Genomic DNA, 17409 nt, shown 5'->3' on the forward strand with positions numbered 1-17409 from the left:
GGAGCCACGATGGATTACGCGTTGCTGCTGTCGACCTTCGAGCGCGAAGCGGGGCCGCACGCGGCCACGCGGATGTCGCAGCAGCAGCGGCTGTACGCGTGCCTGCGCGACGCGATCCTGAGCGGCCGGATCGCCGAGGGAACGCGGCTTGCCGCATCGCGCACGCTGGCCGACGAGCTCGGCATCGCACGCAATTCGGTGCTGTACGCGTACGAGCGGCTCGCATCGGAAGGGTTCGTGACCGGCACGCGGCAGGGCACCGTGGTCGCCCGGATGGGGTTGCGCGGGTCGCAGGTCGCCGCCGCGGCGTCCGCCGGCGCTACGGCGGCGCTGTCGCGGCGCGTCGCGCAGGCCGAGCGCGCGACGAGCGGCCTCGACGAATCGCTGCCGTTCATGCCGGGCGTGCCGGCCGTCGACGCGTTCCCGCTCGAGCAGTGGCGGCGCTGCGTCGAGCGCGCATGGCGCTCGGCGGGGCCGGCGCAGCTCGGCTATCAGTCCGCGGAAGGCGACGCGGTGCTGCGCGACGCGATCGCCGGCTATCTGCGCGCGTCGCGCGGTGTGCGCTGCGACGCCGCGCAGGTGATCGTCACCGACGGCACGCAGGGCGCGCTCGACCTGTGCGCCCGCGCGCTGGCCGACGCGGGCGATGTCGCATGGATCGAGAATCCCGGCTACCACGGCGCGCGCAACGCGTTTCTCGCGGCCGACCTGCGCGTCGAGCCGATCGGTGTCGATGCGCAGGGGCTCGCGCCGCATCCGGACGACTGGCGCGATCGTCCGCCGAAGCTCGTCTACATCACGCCGTCGCACCAATATCCGCTCGGCGCGGTGATGAGCCTCGAACGGCGGCTCGCGCTCGTCGCGCAGGCGCGCGCGGCCGGCGCATGGATCGTCGAGGACGACTACGACAGCGAGTTCCGTCACCACGGCACGCCGCACGCGGCCGTGCAGGGGCTCGCCGACGACGCGCCGGTGATCTACCTCGGTACCTTCAGCAAGGTGATGTTTCCGGCGTTGCGGCTCGGCTTCATGGTCGTGCCGCCCGCGCTTGCGCGGCCGCTGCGCGACGCGGCGGGCGCACTGATGCTGCAGGGCCGCGCCGTCGAGCAGCGCGCGCTCGCGGATTTCATCGACGCCGGGCATTTCACGCGCCATCTGCGGCGCATGCGCCGCGTGTATGCCGAGCGGCGCGACGCACTGCACGACGCACTGGCGCGGCGGCTGAATACGCGGCTGACGGTGTCGGGCGGCGCGGGCGGCATGCATCTGTCCGCGCGGCTCGACGTGCCGGTGGCCGACACGGAACTGAGCCGCGTCGCGCAGGCGCACGGGCTGATCCTGCGGCCGCTGTCGTCGTTCTGCCTGCCGGGCACCGCGGCGGGTTACAACGGGCTCGTGCTCGGCTACGGCGGCGTGCCGGCCGAGCGGATGGACGGGCTCGCGCGGCGGATCGGCGAGATGATCGACTGTGTGCTGGCCGCGCGGTGACGGCCGTCGCGCCGTGTCGTCGCTATGTCGCTAGGCCGTTACGCCGTTACGACGCTGTGTCTCCACGCCGCTACGTCGCTACGTCGCTACGTCGCTACGTCGCTACGTCGCCACGTCGCCACGTCGCCACGTCGCCACGTCGTTGCATCATTGCATCGGAGCGCGACGGTCCGCTGCTCCACTTACCCGCGCATCGGCGGATTGAGCCGCGCGAACGCGTCCTGCCGGCGATACGGGAAGTGCGGATACGGCGCTTCGATCGCACTCGCCGCATCGAGCTTCGCGACTTGCGCATCGGTCAGCGACCAGCCGAGCGCACCGAGGTTCTGGCGCAACTGTTCCTCGTTGCGCGCGCCGATGATCACCGACGACACGGTCGGGCGCTGCAGCAGCCAGTTCAGCGCGATCTGCGGCACGGTCCTGCCGGTTTCCTCGGCGATCGCGTCGAGCGCGTCGACCACGTCGTACAGCCGTTCGTCGTCGACCGGCGGCCCGAAGCCGGCCGTATCGTGCAGGCGGCTGCGTTCGGGCAGCGGCGCGTGGCGGCGGATCTTGCCGGTGAGCCGGCCCCAGCCGAGCGGGCTCCACACCAGCGCGCCGAGGCCCTGGTCCGCGCCGAGCGGCATCAGGTCCCACTCGTAGTCGCGGCCGACGAGCGAGTAGTAGACCTGGTTCGCGACGTAGCGCGACCAGCCGTGCCGGTCGGCTAGCGCGAGCGATTTCATGATCTGCCAGCCCGCGAAATTCGACACGCCGATGTAGCGCAGCTTGCCCGCGCGCACCAGGTCGTCCAGCGTCGACATCACTTCCTCGACCGGCGTGGCCGCGTCGAACGCATGGAGCTGCAGCAGATCGATGTAGTCGGTATCGAGGCGGCGCAGCGCGTCGTCGACCGCGCGGATCAGCCGTGAGCGCGACGTGCCGGCGTCGTTCGGGCCATCGCCGGTCGGCAGGCCCGTCTTGGTCGAGATCAGCACCTGGTCGCGCCGGCCGTGGATCGCGGCGCCGAGCACGCGCTCGGATGCGCCGTCCGAGTACACGTCGGCGGTGTCGAACAGGTTGACGCCGGCTTCGAGGCAGATGTCGACCAGGCGGCGCGCTTCGTCGACGTCCGTGTTGCCCCAGGCGCCGAACAACGGGCCGGTGCCGCCGAACGTGCCTGCGCCGAAGCTCAGCGCGGGAACCTTGAGGCCGGAGCGGCCGAGCGTGCGGTATTCCATGGCGGGTGTCCTTTCGTCGTCGAGGCCGGCGCGAGCGGGCGTCGGCAAGGTGAGCGTTCACTCTAGCGCTTGCGGTTCATCCGGATAATTGGGCAGACTTCGAAAATATCCTTCGGAGGAAGCGAAGAATGCTGCTCGACAACCTCGCGCTGTTCCTGCGCATCGTGGAGAAGGGCGGGCTGGCCGCGGCCGGCCGCGAGGTCGGCCTGTCGCCTGCCACGGTTTCCGAGCGGCTGACGGCGCTCGAGCGCCACTACGGCGCGGCGCTGCTCACGCGCACGACCCGCGCGATCAGCCTGACCGACGAGGGCCGCACGCTGGTCGCGGGCGCGCGGCGCCTGCTCGCCGAGGCCGACGAACTCGAAAGCCGCGTGCGGCTCGGCGCGCAGACGCTGTCGGGGCCCGTGCGGCTGAGCGCGCCGGCCGATCTCGGGCAGGCGCGCGTCGTGCCGGTGGTCGACGCGTTCCTGGCCGAGCACCCGGGCGTCACGGTCGACCTGCATCTCGGCGACGGCTACGTCGATCTCGTCGGGCAGGGGCTCGACTTCGCGATCCGTCGCGGCCAGCTCGCGGACAGCGCGCTGCGCAGCCGCTCGCTCGGCCGCTCGCGCCGCGTGGTGTGCGCCGCGCCTGCGTATCTCGCCGCGCACGGCACGCCGCGGCATCCGGCCGAGCTTGCCGCGCACGACTGCATCGTGATGCGCTTCGGCCAGGAGCTGTATGCCGAGTGGCCGTTCCGTATCGACGACGAACCGAAGCGCGTGACGGTGCGCGGCCGGCGCGTCGCCAACGACGGCGCGCTCGTGCGCGCGTGGTGCGTCGCGGGGCACGGGATTGCGCTGAAGTCGCTGCTCGACGTCGAGCAGGATCTGGCGTCCGGCGCGCTGGTCGAGATCCTTCGCGAGTTCTCGCCGGGCGAGGTCGACCTGCAGATCGTCTACCCGGGCGGTGCGGTGCAGCCGCGGCGCGTGCGGGCGCTGATCGAACGACTGGCGCAGGCGTTGGCGGCGGGGTGAGCGCAACCGGATCGCGCCGCGGCCGATGCGTTCGCGCGTCAGCGTCCGACGCGATGACGCCAAATACGGCGTAGTAGCGGAACGGGGCCGCTTCCCCCGCGACAGCGAACGCAAGATCGCCCGCGAAGCGGGTTGTCCACGTTTCGTCATTTAGCTAATATTCAAAACGTCAAACGAGACCGGAACCATGGACGACGTCACCCGCATCAGCGCACTGGCCAATGAAAGCCGTCTGGCCGTGATGCGCTGGCTCAAGCAGCCGCGCAAGCATTTCCCGCCGCAGCCTCACGGCGACTTCGACGAGCTCGGCGTGTGCTGCACGTACATTACCGAGAAGCTCGGCATCGCGCCGGCGACGACCACGCGCCACATGCGGATCCTCGCGGATGCCGGGCTCGTGCGGGCGACGCGCGTCGGCAAGTTCACGTACTACAAGCGGATCGACGATGCGCTGCATCGGTTGGGCCGCGACCTCCTGCAACTCTGATCTTCACAGAGGCAATCGACATGGATGAACTCGCCCTGCTGGCCGATGCCGACCGGCGCGCGCACGCGTATCTCGCCGCGACCGACGAACGGCGCGCCTATCCCGACGCCGCGGCGCTCGCGGGTCTTGCGGCCTTCGACGAGCCGCTGCCCGATGCGGGCCGCCCGGCCGACGACGTGCTGCGCCTGCTCGACGACAAGGGCACGCCCGCGACCGTCGCATCGAACGGCCCGAACTACTTCGGCTTCGTGATCGGCGCGACGCTGCCGGCCGCAGCAGCCGCCGAGCGGCTGATGCTCGCGTGGGACCAGTGCGCGTCGTCGTTCGCGAATTCGCCGGTGGCCGCGACGATCGAGCGGCAGGCCGCGCGTTGGGTCGTCGACGTGCTCGGGCTGCCGGAAGGCAGCGCGGTCGGCTTCGGCACGAGCGCGACGGCCTGCACGCTGGTCGCGCTGGTGGCCGCGCGGCGTGCGCTGCTCGCGCGCAAGGGCTGGGACGTCGACGCGGACGGCCTGATCGGCGCACCCGAGGTGAAGGTCGTGCTCTCGGAGCTCGCGCACATCACCGTGAAGAAGGCGCTGCGCGTGCTCGGCTTCGGGATGAAGCGCCTGATCGTCGCGCCGGTCGACGCGCACGGCCGCATCGACCCCGCGCAATTGCCGCCGCTCGACGACATGACGATCCTCTGCGTGCAGGCCGGCGAAGTGAACACCGGCGAATTCGATCCGTTCGCGGCGCTGATTCCGCGCGCGAAGGCCGCCGGCGCGTGGGTGCACGTGGACGGCGCGTTCGGGCTGTGGGCGCGCGCGTCGTCGAAGCGCGCGCTGACCGACGGCATCGACGGCGCGGACAGCTGGACCACCGACGGCCACAAGTGGCTCAACACGCCGTACGACGGCGCGATGGTGATCTGCCGCGACGCGGCCGCGCTCGCGACCGCGATGAACAGCGATGCCGTCTACCTGAGCGGCGCGCAGGATGCGCAGAAGAACCTGAACCTCGAATTCTCGCGGCGTGCGCGCGGCATTCCGGTGTGGGCCGCGCTGCGTGCGCTCGGCCGCGCCGGCGTGGCGACGATGGTCGAGCGGCATTGCGCACAGGCCCAGCGCGTCGCGGACGGCCTGCGCGCGGCCGGCTACGACGTGCTGAACCGTGTCGTGCTGAACCAGGTGCTCGTGCGCGCCGGCACCGACGACGAGACGATCGCGATCCTTCAGGCCGCGCAGGATTCGGGCGACGTATGGTTCGGGCAGACCGTATGGCAGGGGCGGCCGGCGTTCCGGATCAGCGTGTCGTCGTGGCGCACGGAGGACGAGCACGTCGACCGTCTCGTCGCGTTGCTGACGACGCTGCGCGGCGTGCATGTGGGTTGAGCGGCGGCGGCGAATGCGTCGCGCGCGTGCCGCCGCCGCCGGCTATCCGTATCTGGAGATGTGCAGCTCGTCTGCGTGAAAATGTCGGACAATAACGCGGCATGCGCGCCGTGCCGGCCCGGGCGGCGCGCTCAACCGCAGCATTCACGCCGACGAGATCCCCATGTCCACGACACCTCCCCGGGAGCTGCTGAAAGCCGCCGACATCGCGAAGATGGAACCGACGCGCGCGGTGCATTCGCTCAATCCCAATGCCGTTCGCCTCAAACGACAGCTCAGCGACCTGACCGGCCTCACGCAGATCGGCGCGCACCTGCTCACCCTGATGCCCGGGCACGAATCGGCCGAGTATCACCGCCACCTGTACGAGGAAGAATGCGTGTACGTGCTGTCCGGCACCGGCTCGGTCACGATCGGCGAACGCACGTGCGAAATCGGCCCGGGCGATTTCCTCGGTTTTCCGCGCGGCGGCGACGCACACACGTTGCAGAACACCGGCGAGGTGCCGCTGGAACTGTTCATCCTCGGCCAGCGCCTCGAACACGACGTCTGCGAATACCCGAGAATCGGCAAGCGGCTTTACATCGCCGGCGAGCTCGAGGATTTCGTCGACCTGCCGAAACGGCCGTAGACGGCACGCATCCGCATCGGCCGTCGTCATGCTTATGATGCGGGAACGCCACTGACAGGATTCCACGCCATGGACGCGCCGCATCCGCCGATGAACGCCCCGATTTCCGAAACGGAACCTGAAACCGAAACCGTCGCCGAGCCGCGCGCGTCGCGCGTGCATCGGCCTGTTGCGCTCGTCACCGGATCGACGTCGGGAATCGGCGCGGCCATCGCGCGACGCCTGGCGGCGGACGGCTACGCGGTGATCCTCCATTCACGCAGTTCCGCCGACACCGGCCGCGCGATGGCGCGCGAACTCGGCGCGACCTACGTGCAGGCCGATCTCGCCGACGATGCGCAACGCGTGCGGTTGATTCGCGACGCGCTGGCGGTGCACGGCCGCCTCGACGTGCTGGTCAACAATGCGGGCGTCAGCCGCGTGATTCCGCACGACGATCTCGCCGCCGCGACGCCCGACGTATGGCGCGAGATGCACGAGATCAACGTGATCGCGCCGTTCCGGCTCGTCGCCGAAGCGCAGCCCGCGCTGCTCGAGGCGGCGTCGAGCGGGCGTGCCGGGTGCGTCGTCAACGTCAGTTCGCACGCCGGCGTGCGGCCGAAGGGGGCGTCGATTCCCTATGCGGCGGCGAAGGCCGCGCTGAATCACACGACTCGCTTGCTGGCGCGTACGCTCGCGCCGGCGATTCGCGTCAATGCGGTGGCGCCGGGGCTCGTCGATACGCCTCTGACCGCGGACTGGACCGACGCGCAGCAGCTCTGGCGCGAGCGCGCGCCGATGCGCCGTGCGGCGACGCCGGACGACGTCGCGCAGACAGTTGCGATGCTCGTCGCGTCCGATTATGTGACGGGAGAGATCGTGATGCTCGACGGGGGAATGAACCTGACGTGACCGGTAAAGGCTCTCCAGGTCAGCCGAGGTTCGACCGCAGCCGCGCGAGCGCCTGATCGTGCGTGCGTTCGAACTTCAGCGGCGTGACCGCGATATAGCCTTCGCCGAGCGCGGCCGTTTCCGAATCCGCATCGTCGTCGCGCGGTGCGCGCGCCAGTTTCAGCCAGTGGTATTCGATGTCGCGCGGATCGCGCCCCGACACGATGTCGACGCCTTGCAGCGTGCCGGCGCCCTGGTTCGTCACCTTCAGGCCGCGCACGTCGTCGGCCGGCCGCGCCGGGAAATTCACGTTGAGGCACGCGTCGCTGTCCCAGCCGGCCGCGACGAGCCGGCGAATCACGTCCGGTGCGTGCGTGAGCGCCGTATGCCACGGCACCGCGTTGCGATCGACGAACGCCTGGCTCAGCGCGATCGCCGGTACGCCGACCAGCATGCTCGTCATCGCGGCGCCGACCGTGCCGGAGAACACCGTTTCGGTGCCGAGGTTCGCGCCGCGATTGACGCCGGACAGCACGAAGTCGGGCCGCGCGTCCTTCATCAGGTGGCTGACCGCGATCGCGACGCAATCGCCCGGCGTGCCGCGCACTGCAAAACGGCGCTCGCCCTTGCGATGCACGCGCAGCGGTTCGTGCAGGCTCAGCGAATGCGACGTGCCGCTCTGGTCCTCCGCCGGCGCGACGATCCAGACTTCGCGCGCCAGTTGCGTGGCGACCTGTTCGAGCACTTCAAGGCCGGGGGCGTCGAATCCGTCGTCGTTGGTGAGCAGGACGCGGTCGAACAGCGGGCGGGTTTCTTGCATCGGGACGATCCTCGCAGGTAGGCAATGAGAGGGGAAAGGCATCGCGGGTACACCCGCAAGGCTAGCATCCCGTCGCGGCGCATGTTGTGTCGTGTCATGCCGCACCTCAGCGCACCTCAGCGCAGCGCACCCCGCACGCGGATACGAAAACGGGCGCATCGCGCGCCCGTCTTCCGGTTCGATGTGCCGCCCGCGTGATCCGATTACCCGAGCAGATGCCGCAGCAGGCCGGCCGACACGACGCCGACGATCACGGTCGGCAGGATCGACAGGCGGGTCGCCGCGATCAGCGTGACGGCGAGCGCGAGCAGGTCGGCCGGGCGCGTCGACACGAAGGCCGGCGCGATTACCGAGATCAGCACGCAACCCGGCACGTTTTCCATCACCGATGCCATTCGCGGGCTCAGCGTGCGGTTGCGCAGCAGCACGTAGCCGAGCACGCGCGACAGGTAGGTGGTCGACGCCATCAGCACGATGGTCGCGACCGTCGCGAAATCAGGCAGCATCGCGCGGCTCCCACAGCAGCGCGGCGATCAGCCCCGCGCACGCCCCGGCCGCGACGTACCACGCGCCGGGCACGGCCAGGTGCGTGCCGGCTGCGACGACAAGGCTCACGAACCACGGGCGGCCCGCTCGCATGCCCTTCCACATTCCGCGCAGCAGCACCAGAAACACGGCCGTAAATGCCATGTCGAAGCCGTACTGCTCGACGTTGCCGATCGTCGGGCCGACCGCCGCGCCGAGCGTCGTCATCGAGATCCACGTCAGGTACAGCCCGGAACAGATGCCCGCGTAATAGGGGACACTGATGTGCGAGGCCGAGCGCGAGCGCGCGTCGGCGAGCGACATCGCCCAGCTTTCGTCGCACATGAAGAACAGCGCCGCGAACGCGCGGCGGCGCGGCAGGCGCCGGATGTATGGCGCGAACGCGGCACCCATCAGGATGTGGCGCGAATTCACGAGGAACGACATCGCGACGATCAGCGCGATATGCGGTGGCGACGTCCACAGATGGATCGCCGCGAATTCGGAGCCGCCGCCGAAGTTCAGGCCCGTCATCATCGGGACCTCGAGCAGGCTCAGCCCTTTTTGCGCGGCCTGTGCGCCGAGCACCAGCGCGAACGGCACGAAACCCAGCATGACGGGCAGCGCCGCGCGCAATCCGCGGCCCATCTCGGCGACATAGGCGGGCTTGTCGCGAAGCCCGGACGACGTTGAAACGCTACTGCTCATTACTCCTCCTTCGGGGGAGTAGGATTGTCTGCTTTTTTGACTCGAATCGGGTTGCGTTGCGGACCAATATTCCTGAAAATTTGGCATTGAACGAGTGATTTGCGATTTTTTTGGAATTTGATGCCAATGAAGCTGGATGCTATCGACCGGCGGATCCTGAGCGCGCTGCAGCGTGACGGCCGCATGCAGAACGTGGAACTCGCGCACGAGGTCGGGCTGTCGCCGTCGCCGTGCCTGCGGCGCGTGCGGCTGCTCGAGGAAGCGGGCGTGATCGAGAAGTACGTGGCCGTGCTGAACCCGGCGAAGGTCGGCAAGGGGCTGACGATCTTCACTCGCGTGTGGCTGAAGGGGCAGGACGCGGAATCCGTGAACCGCTTCGCCGAGGCTGTCCAGCAGATGCCGGAAGTGGTCGAATGCCACCTGATGGCCGGCGACTGCGATTTCCTGCTGCGCGTGGTGGCCGCCGACATCGACGACTACCGGCGCTTCCAGATGGAATACCTGACGCGCATCCCGGGCGTGCTGAGCGTCAAGACCGACATTCCGATGCAGAAGGTCAAGCTCACGTCGGCGCTGCCGACGTAACGCGGGCGGTTGCATGACGACGATTCGGCAAATCGTCACCGGTCGGTGACATTCGGCCGATACACTGGCGGGACGAGCCGCATCGCCGCGCACCGGCTGCATCACGGTGCGGCTTCGATGCGCAAGCAACTAACGGTCAACCGCGAGGCAATCGACGAACACGCGCGCCGTGCGCGATGCGATCCGCCGGGCGGTGCGTCTTTCTTGTCGAGCCATTCATGCAGCCATTCAACAATCCGTGGAATTCGCTGGAAATCGTCAAGCTCGTGCTCGGCGTGCTGACGCCGTTGTCGGTCGCGTGCCTGGGCTGGCTCGTCGCGCGCCGGCTGAAGCGGCTCGAGCTCGTGCAGTGGACCAACCAGCGGCTGATCGAGAAGCGGCTCACGCTGTACGACACGGTCGCGCCGCAGCTCAATGCGCTGCTGTGCTTCTACACGTGGATCGGCTACTGGAAGGACATCTCCCCTGACGACGTGATCCGCGCGAAGCGCGAACTCGACCGCACGTTTCACATCTACCGCTACCTGTTCGACGACGACGTGTACGACGCGTATCACACGTTCATCCACGCATTGTTCGAGATGCATACGGGGCCGGGCCGCGACGCTCGGATCCGTTCGCTGATCCACGCGCCGGACGGCGACCGCAGCGTGCACGGCACGTATGAATGGAAGGCGGCGTGGTCCGAGCGGTTCTCGACCGCGAACGTGGCGGACAAGGCCGATGTGGTGCGGCACTACACACGGCTGATGGAGCGGCTGCGCGTGGCGCTGGGCGCGAATCGCTGACGATTGCGCGCGCGCCGCGCGCCAGTACCGGAATTCGCTCCCGCGGGGCGCGGAGCGATTCCCCGATGCGCGATGTGGCCGCGGCTGACATGCTCGCGGTCATCCCGCTCGAGTGAGGTTCGCATGTCGATCGACACGGGTTCTCAGCTGCTCATGGTGCGCCGGCAGGGCATACGCTGGCGCCATCTTTTCGCTGTCGGTACGGTCGAGCCGGACACGATGCCGTTGCCGGTCGAACCCGAGATCGGCGACATCGTCTTCATCCGCGTGACGGTGCGGCCGTTTCTCGAAGTCGCGAGCGCGGCGGCGAGCCGCTCGTCGCGGAAAGCACGTTTCCGCTGTCGCGCGTGACGACGATGTCGCGGTTTCTCGCACGCTCGGATCGCGGCGCGTGCGTGATCGCGCGATTGAAGCAGCCGCCCGACGCCGCGCGGCGGCACGGCCTCGTCGACGTGGCAATGCGCCGGATCGGCGTGCTCTATGACACGGGTTTCAATCTCGCGTCACGCCGGCAGTTCTGCTCGCGTCTCGTGCGGGAAGTCGTGCGTGACGCGACCCGGATCACGCATCGTGCAGTTGCACCCGCAATTAACAATTCGGTCACGAATTTTCGTACGTGATCTAAATACATGCGAAATGTCTGTCTGTAGCATTCGGCGCTTGAGTTAAAGCTGGCGAGTGCCTCGCCGGCGAGGTCCGAATGTGTTCCATGCGAGTAGATCCTATGCAAGTCGTCGGCCGTCGTCGCGTCGAAATCGGTAACGTTGAGGCGACGCGGTCAACCGGCGCCTGTTTGTATGTCGTGTCGCGTGGAGCAAGCGTGGCGCCGAGGGCCCGTCACGCATTGTGCGTTGCCCTGATCTGCGGCGGTGCTGCGGGCCTGTTCGGGTCGGCACATGCGCAAGTCCCGGACGCGGGTCGCGCGATGCGCGACATCGAGGCGCCGCGTCCGGATCTGCCGGCGGAAACCACGCCCGAGCTGACGGTACCGCCGTCTCAAGAGGCCGCCGAGAGCGCGCCGGAGTCCGGGCCGCGCGTGTTCGTTCGCGCGTTCGCGCTCGACGGCAATACCGTGTTCGCCAGCGACAAACTGCTGCCGCTCGTCGCCGATCTGGCTGGCGGCACGTTGAGTTTCGCGGAACTGCAACGCGCTGCGGGGCGCATCACCGCGTACTATCGCCGCCATGGCTACGTGCTTGCACGTGCATACCTGCCTCGCCAGGACATCGACGACGGCGTCGTGCGTATCGAGATCGCCGAAGGGCGCTACGGCGAAATCAAGATCCAGAACCATTCGCGCGTGTTCGGCGTCGCGCTGCGCCAGCCGCTCTCGGCGCTGCGTCCGGGCGATGTCGTACGCGGGCCCGATCTCGAGCGCCGCCTGTTGCTGCTCGACGACCTGGCCGGCGTCAGTGCGCGTGGCACGTTGCGTCCGGGCGAAATGCCCGGCACCACTGATCTCGTCGTCGACGCCGACAAAGGGCCGCTCGCGTCCGGATCGCTCGAATTCGACAACTTCGGCGACGTAGCGCTCGGGCGCTACCGTCTCGGCGCCAGTGTCGACGTCAATTCACCGCTGCGGCTCGGCGATCGCCTGAGCGTGCGTGGGCTCCTCAGCAACGGGTTGCAGCGCTACTACCGTGCCGCCTACCAGGTACCGGTCGGGCCCGCGTCGACGCGGGTCGGCGTCGCGTATTCGTCGCTGCGCTACCGGCTCGGCGGCGCTTTTTCCGATCTCGAATCTCAAGGCCGCGCGAGCGTGCAAACCGCGTACGTGACGCAGCCGCTCGTGCGCGCGCGCAACCTGAGCGTCACCGCGCAGATCCAGTACGAAAACAAGAACCTGCGCGACGACTACGGCATATTCGACGTCCGGCGCGACAAGAACGTCGGCCTGTGGACCTTCGGCGTCAGCGGCAATAGTCAGGACGGCTTGCTGGGCGGCGGCCGCAACGGGTTCTCGGTGATGTTCGGCATCGGACGGCTGCGCAACAACGATCCGTTCGGGGCGGATACGTGGAAGAAGTCGATCGGAAGTTTTGCCAAGCTGAATGTGAGCGCGCTGCGTGTGCAGGCGCTGGGGCGCCGGTTCGAGTTGTACACGCAATTCAGCGCGCAGCTTGCATCGCGCAACCTCGATGAATCGGAGAAGTTCAGTCTTGGCGGCCCGTACGGCGTGCGCGCGTATGCGCTCGGTGCCGGCAGCGGCGACCAGGGCTGGCAGGCCAGCGCGGAGTTGCGTTATCTCGTCGCGCCGGGGTGGCAGGTCAGCACATTCGTCGATGCCGGGCGCGTGCAGGACAACAAGCACCCGTGGACGCACGAACGAAACATGCAGAACATGCAGGCCGGTGGCATTGGCGCGAGCTGGTACGGCGCGAAGCGCCAGGTGACGCTGACGGCCGCGTGGCCGCTCGGCGCGGCGTTCGGTTCGCCGACCCCCGCGCCGAGCGTATGGGTTCAGGCCGCTCAGTATTTCTGAGCAGGCGTGATCGGTCCGTCTGGCAAGGCGGGGCTTCCACAACAAATTAAAGAGGATACCAAAATGAACAGGGCCTATTCATTGGTATGGAACGAAGCGCAGGGTGGCTGGTGCGCGGTCGGGGAAACGGCGCGCCGTCGGGGCAAGTCGAGTGGCGGCAAGCGTCTGCTCGCGGCGGGCGTGTCGCTGCTGGGGCTGGTGGCGTCGGGTGCGTACGCGCTGCCGACCGGCGCCGACATCAAGTCTGGCCAGGCGGACATCGCGACGTCGGCGGACAACAAGACGATGTCGATCAACCAGCACACGGACAAGCTGATCACGAACTGGCAGGACTTCAGCGTGGACAGCGGCGAGCGTGTGTCGTTCAGGCAGCCGACGAACCAGTCGATCGCGCTGAACCGGGTGATCGGTGCGAACGGCAGCCAGATTCACGGCCAGCTGGACGCGAATGGTCGCGTGTTCCTGGTGAACCCGAACGGGGTGCTGTTCGGTGCGGGCGCGCAGGTGAACGTGGGTGGCCTGGTGGCGTCGACGCAGAACCTGTCGGACGCGGATTTCCTGGCGGGCCGCTACCGGTTCGCGGGCACGTCGGATCAGTCGGTGAAGAACGCGGGGACGATCACGGCGGCGGATGGCGGCAGCGTTGCCCTGCTGGGCGCGCGAGTGTCGAACACGGGGGTGATCCGCGCGCAGATGGGTCGCGTGGCGCTGGGCGCGGGCAATGCGTTCAACGTGAACTTCGACGGTAACGGGCTGCTGAACCTGCAGGTGGAAAGCGGTGCGGTGGACGCGCAGGCCGAGAACGGCGGGCTGTTGAAGGCGGACGGCGGTGAAGTGCTGATGACGGCGCGCGCGGCAGGCGACCTGCTGGGTTCGGTGGTGAAGAACAGCGGCACGATCGAGGCGAAGGGGTTGAGCAATCACGCCGGGAAGATCACGCTGGACGGCGGCCAGGTGCAAGTGGCGGGCAAGCTGGATGCGAGCGCGCAGGACGCATCGACGGCGGGCGGCGCGGTGACGACGCGCGGCGAGCGGGTGACGGTGTCACGCGACGTGCAGGTGGATACGCGTGCGGCGTCGGGCAAGGCCGGCCTGTGGACAATCGAGGCAGCCAATGCTGCGGTAGGCGGCAACGCCGACGCGGCGATCGACGGCGAAACGCTGTCGCGCAACCTGGGCACGACGAACGTTGCGCTGACCAACACGTCGGTCGACCTGACGGTGGACGACGCGGTGACGTGGGCGAGCGACAACGCGCTGGCGCTGACGTCGCGCCAGGGCAACGTCAATCTGAACCGCGCACTGAACGCGAGCGGCGCGAACGCGGGCGTGACGGTGAACGCGGCGCGACGCATTCGCATCGGCAACAAGCTGTCGTTGACGGGCGAAAACGCACACCTCGAGCTGAATTCGGGCAGCGGCCACACGCTGACGAACGACGACGCGGTGGTCACGCTGTCGGGGCGCAATGCATCGTTCTCGGCGAACGGTGAAGCGTATCGGGTGATTCACGATCTCGCCGGGCTGCGCAGCGTCGACGGCAACCTGAACGGCCGTTACGTGCTGGGCAATGCAATCGACGGCAAGGGCGCGCTGTTCGGCACCATCGGCGGCAACGGCTCCGCGTTCGGCGGCGTGTTCGACGGCTTGGGCAATACGATTTCCCGCTTGACGATCAATGGCAATGGTCAGTACGTCGGCCTGTTCGGGATGAATCGCGGCCGAATCGCGAATCTCGCGCTCGACTCGTTCGCCATCAACGAAGCATCGACCCGAACGCCCGCATCGGTCGGCACGCTGGCCGGCGCCAACCATGGCGGGACGATCTCGAACGTCCGCGTGACGAAGGCGACGGTTTCGTCCGCAGGGAAGATCGGCAGCCTCGTCGGTGGCATCGTCGGCGACAACATCGCCGGTGTCATCGACGGCGCCCGATTCCAGGGCAGCATCACGGCCAACGAGGTGGCTCAAGCCATCGGCGGCATTGCCGGCAGGCATGCGTTCGAGGCGCGAATCGTGAACAGCCACGCCGATGCCTGGATCACAAGCATGCGGTCGTCGAATTTCACGCGTGCCGTCGGCGGTCTCGTCGGCATAAGCTGGGATGCGACGGTGTCGGATTCGACGAGTGCCGGCAGGATCTCGGTGGGCGACCGTATGCACGCGGGCGGTCTCGTCGGCCTGATGGTAGACGGGCTGATCGACAACTCGCACTCGACGGTCGATGTATCGGCCGGGAAGTCGAGTTTCGTCGGCGGTGCGGTCGGCCTCGGCGATGGCACCGCGATCCGTGGCTCGTCGGCACGCGGCATCGTCAGCGCAATGTACGGCAGCACGGTCGGCGGCTTCATCGGCGTCAACAGAGGCGGCCAGATCCAGGACTCGAAGGCATTCGGAGCCGTGTACGCGAAAGGCGGTGCGGCCGTAGGCGGCTTCGCGGGGGAGAACGTCGACGGCGGCGTACTCGACGACGTGGAGTCGAACGGCAAGGTGATCGATACCGCGAGCGGCGTCGTGGGAGGTCTGGTCGGCAGGAACGCGGGCGTGATCCGGCGCGGCGCGGCGACAGGCGATGTCGATGCAGGCACGGGGGGGAGCGCGGGCGGGCTCGTCGCCGTGAACGACGGCACCATCGAGCAATCCACGGCGGGCGGAGCCGTCCATGCCGGCCCGGCGAGCCGGGTTGGCGGGTTCGTGGGCCTGAATCGCGGGACGATTTCGGGGTCGAGCGCGACGGGATCGGTCACTGCTGCACGCGACAGCTATGTCGGCGGGTTCGTCGGCGAAAACACGGGTGCCATCCGGGACTCGAAGGCTTCAGGCAGCGTGAACGTGTTCGCCGGCCGGCTCGTCGGCGGGTTTGCAGGGTGGAATGGCAGCGGCGCGTCGATATCCGATTCGGAGTCTTCAGGGGACGTCAATGTATCCGGTTCGTTCGCTGGCGGGTTCGTGGGCGCGAATTCTGGTGTGATCCGTTCCTCACGGACAAGTTCGATGCTCAATTATCCGGAGTCGATCAAGCCCGCGATCAAGGGTGGATTCGCCGCACTCAACTTGGGGCACATCGATTCGAGTACGACGACCGGCGCGGCCACACGCGAACCGTTCGCCGGCTCCAACGTGGGCTGGATCGACGGCAGGCGGTAAATCCTTTCAGGGCGGGAAAGCATGCCCCGGGGCGACGGCGCGGATCGAACGGTGTCGCCCCACACACGGCATGCCGGTTTCGGGGCAGGTCCGAGCCGGCGAGCACGACGCGGATGGTTTCATCGTCCGCGGAAATGAGCAACGGACTTCATCGTTCGATGCTCGACAAGTGGTTTGTGTAGGTATACGAAATTATTTTCGTATGCAAATCGATCATGAGGAAATGACAAGTATGAACAAGGCCTATTCATTGGTATGGAACGAAGCGCAGGGTGGCTGGTGCGCGGTCGGGGAAACGGCGCGCCGTCGCGGCAAGTCGAGTGGCGGCAAGCGTCTGCTCGCGGCGGGCGTGTCGCTGCTGGGGCTGGTGGCGTCGGGTGCGTACGCGTTGCCGACGGGCGCCGACATCAAGTCGGGCCAGGCGGACATCGCGACGTCGGCGGACAACAAGACGATGTCGATCAACCAGCACACGGACAAGCTGATCACGAACTGGCAGGACTTCAGCGTGGACAGCGGCGAGCGTGTGTCGTTCAAGCAGCCGACGAACCAGTCGATCGCGCTGAACCGGGTGATCGGTGCGAACGGCAGCCAGATTCACGGCCAGCTGGACGCGAATGGTCGCGTGTTCCTGGTGAACCCGAACGGGGTGCTGTTCGGTGCGGGCGCGCAGGTGAACGTGGGTGGCCTGGTGGCGTCGACGCAGAACCTGTCGGACGCGGATTTCCTGGCGGGCCGCTACCGGTTCGCGGGCACGTCTGGCCAGTCGGTGGAGAACGCGGGGACGATCACGGCGGCGGATGGCGGCAGCGTTGCCCTGCTGGGCGCGCGAGTGTCGAACACGGGGGTGATCCGCGCGCAGATGGGTCGCGTGGCGCTGGGCGCGGGCAATGCGTTCAACGTGAACTTCGACGGTAACGGGCTGCTGAACCTGCAGGTGGAAAGCGGTGCGGTGGACGCGCAGGCCGAGAACGGCGGGCTGTTGAAGGCGGACGGCGGTGAAGTGCTGATGACGGCGCGCGCGGCAGGCGACCTGCTGGGTTCGGTGGTGAAGAACAGCGGCACGATCGAGGCGAAGGGGTTGAGCAATCACGCCGGGAAGATCACGCTGGACGGCGGCCAGGTGCAAGTGGCGGGCAAGCTGGATGCGAGCGCGCAGGACGCATCGACGGCGGGCGGCGCGGTGACGACGCGCGGCGAGCGGGTGACGGTGTCACGCGACGTGCAGGTGGATACGCGTGCGGCGTCGGGCAAGGCCGGCCTGTGGAC

At 68.1% G+C, this 17409-nt stretch carries 15 protein-coding genes and 1 pseudogene; 12 read left to right on the top strand and 4 right to left on the bottom strand.

Annotation, left to right across the window (positions count from 1 at the left end; translation table 11 throughout):
- Positions 1 to 9: 9 nt before the first annotated feature.
- Complete coding sequence (locus tag DIE16_RS17880; protein WP_124892958.1) at positions 10 to 1488, top strand: PLP-dependent aminotransferase family protein; 1479 nt, start codon at positions 10 to 12, stop codon at positions 1486 to 1488.
- Between the two features lie 182 nt (positions 1489 to 1670).
- Here DIE16_RS17880 and DIE16_RS17885 read toward each other — a convergent pair whose 3' ends face one another.
- A complete protein-coding gene (locus DIE16_RS17885; protein ID WP_124487071.1) occupies positions 1671 to 2708 on the bottom strand; it encodes an aldo/keto reductase in 1038 nt (345 codons plus the stop codon).
- A gap of 128 nt (positions 2709 to 2836) precedes the next feature.
- On the opposite strand from DIE16_RS17885, the gene DIE16_RS17890 reads away from it, so the two are divergent.
- From DIE16_RS17890 to DIE16_RS17910, 5 genes are all read left to right on the top strand, one after another.
- Positions 2837 to 3724, top strand: a complete 888-nt coding sequence (locus DIE16_RS17890) for a LysR family transcriptional regulator (protein WP_124487070.1) — start codon at positions 2837 to 2839, stop codon at positions 3722 to 3724.
- Positions 3725 to 3911: 187 nt separating this feature from the next.
- Entirely contained in the window at positions 3912 to 4211 is a 300-nt protein-coding gene (locus DIE16_RS17895) for a helix-turn-helix transcriptional regulator (protein WP_040139054.1), read from the top strand.
- Positions 4212 to 4231: 20 nt separating this feature from the next.
- Positions 4232 to 5584: a pyridoxal-dependent decarboxylase gene (locus DIE16_RS17900; protein WP_124520889.1), complete on the top strand. Its 1353-nt coding sequence runs from the start codon at positions 4232 to 4234 to the stop codon at positions 5582 to 5584.
- Positions 5585 to 5747: 163 nt separating this feature from the next.
- On the top strand, positions 5748 to 6215 hold the full coding sequence (locus DIE16_RS17905; protein WP_044845430.1) for a cupin domain-containing protein: 468 nt from the start codon (positions 5748 to 5750) through the stop codon (positions 6213 to 6215).
- Between the two features lie 69 nt (positions 6216 to 6284).
- Positions 6285 to 7106 carry an SDR family NAD(P)-dependent oxidoreductase gene (locus DIE16_RS17910; protein WP_124892960.1) on the top strand — a complete coding sequence of 274 codons (822 nt, stop codon included), beginning with the start codon at positions 6285 to 6287 and terminating at the stop codon, positions 7104 to 7106.
- A 19-nt stretch (positions 7107 to 7125) separates the two neighbouring features.
- On the opposite strand, the gene surE is transcribed toward DIE16_RS17910, so the two are convergent.
- The 3 genes from surE to DIE16_RS17925 form a co-directional block, all read right to left on the bottom strand.
- Positions 7126 to 7905, bottom strand: coding sequence for a 5'/3'-nucleotidase SurE (gene surE / locus DIE16_RS17915; RefSeq protein ID WP_124487067.1), 780 nt, complete (start codon positions 7903 to 7905; stop codon positions 7126 to 7128).
- Between the two features lie 203 nt (positions 7906 to 8108).
- Positions 8109 to 8411, bottom strand: coding sequence for an AzlD family protein (locus DIE16_RS17920; RefSeq protein ID WP_162999222.1), 303 nt, complete (start codon positions 8409 to 8411; stop codon positions 8109 to 8111).
- Positions 8401 to 9138, bottom strand: a complete 738-nt coding sequence (locus tag DIE16_RS17925; RefSeq protein WP_124487066.1) for an AzlC family ABC transporter permease — start codon at positions 9136 to 9138, stop codon at positions 8401 to 8403. The genes DIE16_RS17920 and DIE16_RS17925 overlap by 11 nt, the downstream gene beginning before the upstream one ends.
- A 126-nt stretch (positions 9139 to 9264) precedes the next feature.
- Here DIE16_RS17925 and DIE16_RS17930 point away from each other — a divergent pair, with 126 nt between their 5' ends.
- The 6 genes and pseudogenes from DIE16_RS17930 to DIE16_RS17955 form a co-directional block, all read left to right on the top strand.
- Positions 9265 to 9723, top strand: a complete 459-nt coding sequence (locus DIE16_RS17930) for an Lrp/AsnC family transcriptional regulator (RefSeq protein ID WP_006486309.1) — start codon at positions 9265 to 9267, stop codon at positions 9721 to 9723.
- A 218-nt stretch (positions 9724 to 9941) separates the two neighbouring features.
- Positions 9942 to 10511 (top strand): hypothetical protein, encoded by a 570-nt coding sequence (locus tag DIE16_RS17935; protein WP_124520883.1) that lies wholly within the window; start codon positions 9942 to 9944, stop codon positions 10509 to 10511.
- 123 nt (positions 10512 to 10634) lie between these two features.
- Positions 10635 to 11074, top strand: a pseudogene (locus DIE16_RS37440) (YiiX/YebB-like N1pC/P60 family cysteine hydrolase); the annotation flags it as partial.
- Positions 11075 to 11436: 362 nt separating this feature from the next.
- Positions 11437 to 12993: a ShlB/FhaC/HecB family hemolysin secretion/activation protein gene (locus DIE16_RS17945; protein ID WP_260434406.1), complete on the top strand. Its 1557-nt coding sequence runs from the start codon at positions 11437 to 11439 to the stop codon at positions 12991 to 12993.
- Between the two features lie 63 nt (positions 12994 to 13056).
- Positions 13057 to 16140, top strand: coding sequence for a GLUG motif-containing protein (locus DIE16_RS17950; RefSeq protein WP_124892962.1), 3084 nt, complete (start codon positions 13057 to 13059; stop codon positions 16138 to 16140).
- 232 nt (positions 16141 to 16372) lie between these two features.
- On the top strand, positions 16373 to 17409 hold a 1037-nt coding region (locus DIE16_RS17955), incomplete at its 3' end, for a filamentous hemagglutinin N-terminal domain-containing protein (protein WP_124892964.1).

The sequence above is a fragment of the Burkholderia sp. Bp9090 genome (assembly GCF_003857985.1).
GTDB lineage: Bacteria > Pseudomonadota > Gammaproteobacteria > Burkholderiales > Burkholderiaceae > Burkholderia.

Excerpts from the sequence above, each read along its gene's own strand:
- DIE16_RS17910 (WP_124892960.1), top strand. The coding sequence starts at position 6,285 with ATGGACGCGCCGCATCCGCCGATGAACGCCCCGATTTCCGAAACGGAA.
- DIE16_RS17950 (WP_124892962.1), top strand. The coding sequence starts at position 13,057 with ATGAACAGGGCCTATTCATTGGTATGGAACGAAGCGCAGGGTGGCTGG.
- DIE16_RS17905 (WP_044845430.1), top strand. The coding sequence starts at position 5,748 with ATGTCCACGACACCTCCCCGGGAGCTGCTGAAAGCCGCCGACATCGCG.
- DIE16_RS17935 (WP_124520883.1), top strand. The coding sequence starts at position 9,942 with ATGCAGCCATTCAACAATCCGTGGAATTCGCTGGAAATCGTCAAGCTC.
- DIE16_RS17880 (WP_124892958.1), top strand. The coding sequence starts at position 10 with ATGGATTACGCGTTGCTGCTGTCGACCTTCGAGCGCGAAGCGGGGCCG.
- DIE16_RS17930 (WP_006486309.1), top strand. The coding sequence starts at position 9,265 with ATGAAGCTGGATGCTATCGACCGGCGGATCCTGAGCGCGCTGCAGCGT.
- surE (WP_124487067.1), bottom strand. The coding sequence starts at position 7,905 with ATGCAAGAAACCCGCCCGCTGTTCGACCGCGTCCTGCTCACCAACGAC.
- DIE16_RS17895 (WP_040139054.1), top strand. The coding sequence starts at position 3,912 with ATGGACGACGTCACCCGCATCAGCGCACTGGCCAATGAAAGCCGTCTG.
- DIE16_RS17920 (WP_162999222.1), bottom strand. The coding sequence starts at position 8,411 with ATGCTGCCTGATTTCGCGACGGTCGCGACCATCGTGCTGATGGCGTCG.
- DIE16_RS17890 (WP_124487070.1), top strand. The coding sequence starts at position 2,837 with ATGCTGCTCGACAACCTCGCGCTGTTCCTGCGCATCGTGGAGAAGGGC.
- DIE16_RS17885 (WP_124487071.1), bottom strand. The coding sequence starts at position 2,708 with ATGGAATACCGCACGCTCGGCCGCTCCGGCCTCAAGGTTCCCGCGCTG.
- DIE16_RS17925 (WP_124487066.1), bottom strand. The coding sequence starts at position 9,138 with ATGAGCAGTAGCGTTTCAACGTCGTCCGGGCTTCGCGACAAGCCCGCC.
- DIE16_RS17900 (WP_124520889.1), top strand. The coding sequence starts at position 4,232 with ATGGATGAACTCGCCCTGCTGGCCGATGCCGACCGGCGCGCGCACGCG.
- DIE16_RS17945 (WP_260434406.1), top strand. The coding sequence starts at position 11,437 with ATGCGCGACATCGAGGCGCCGCGTCCGGATCTGCCGGCGGAAACCACG.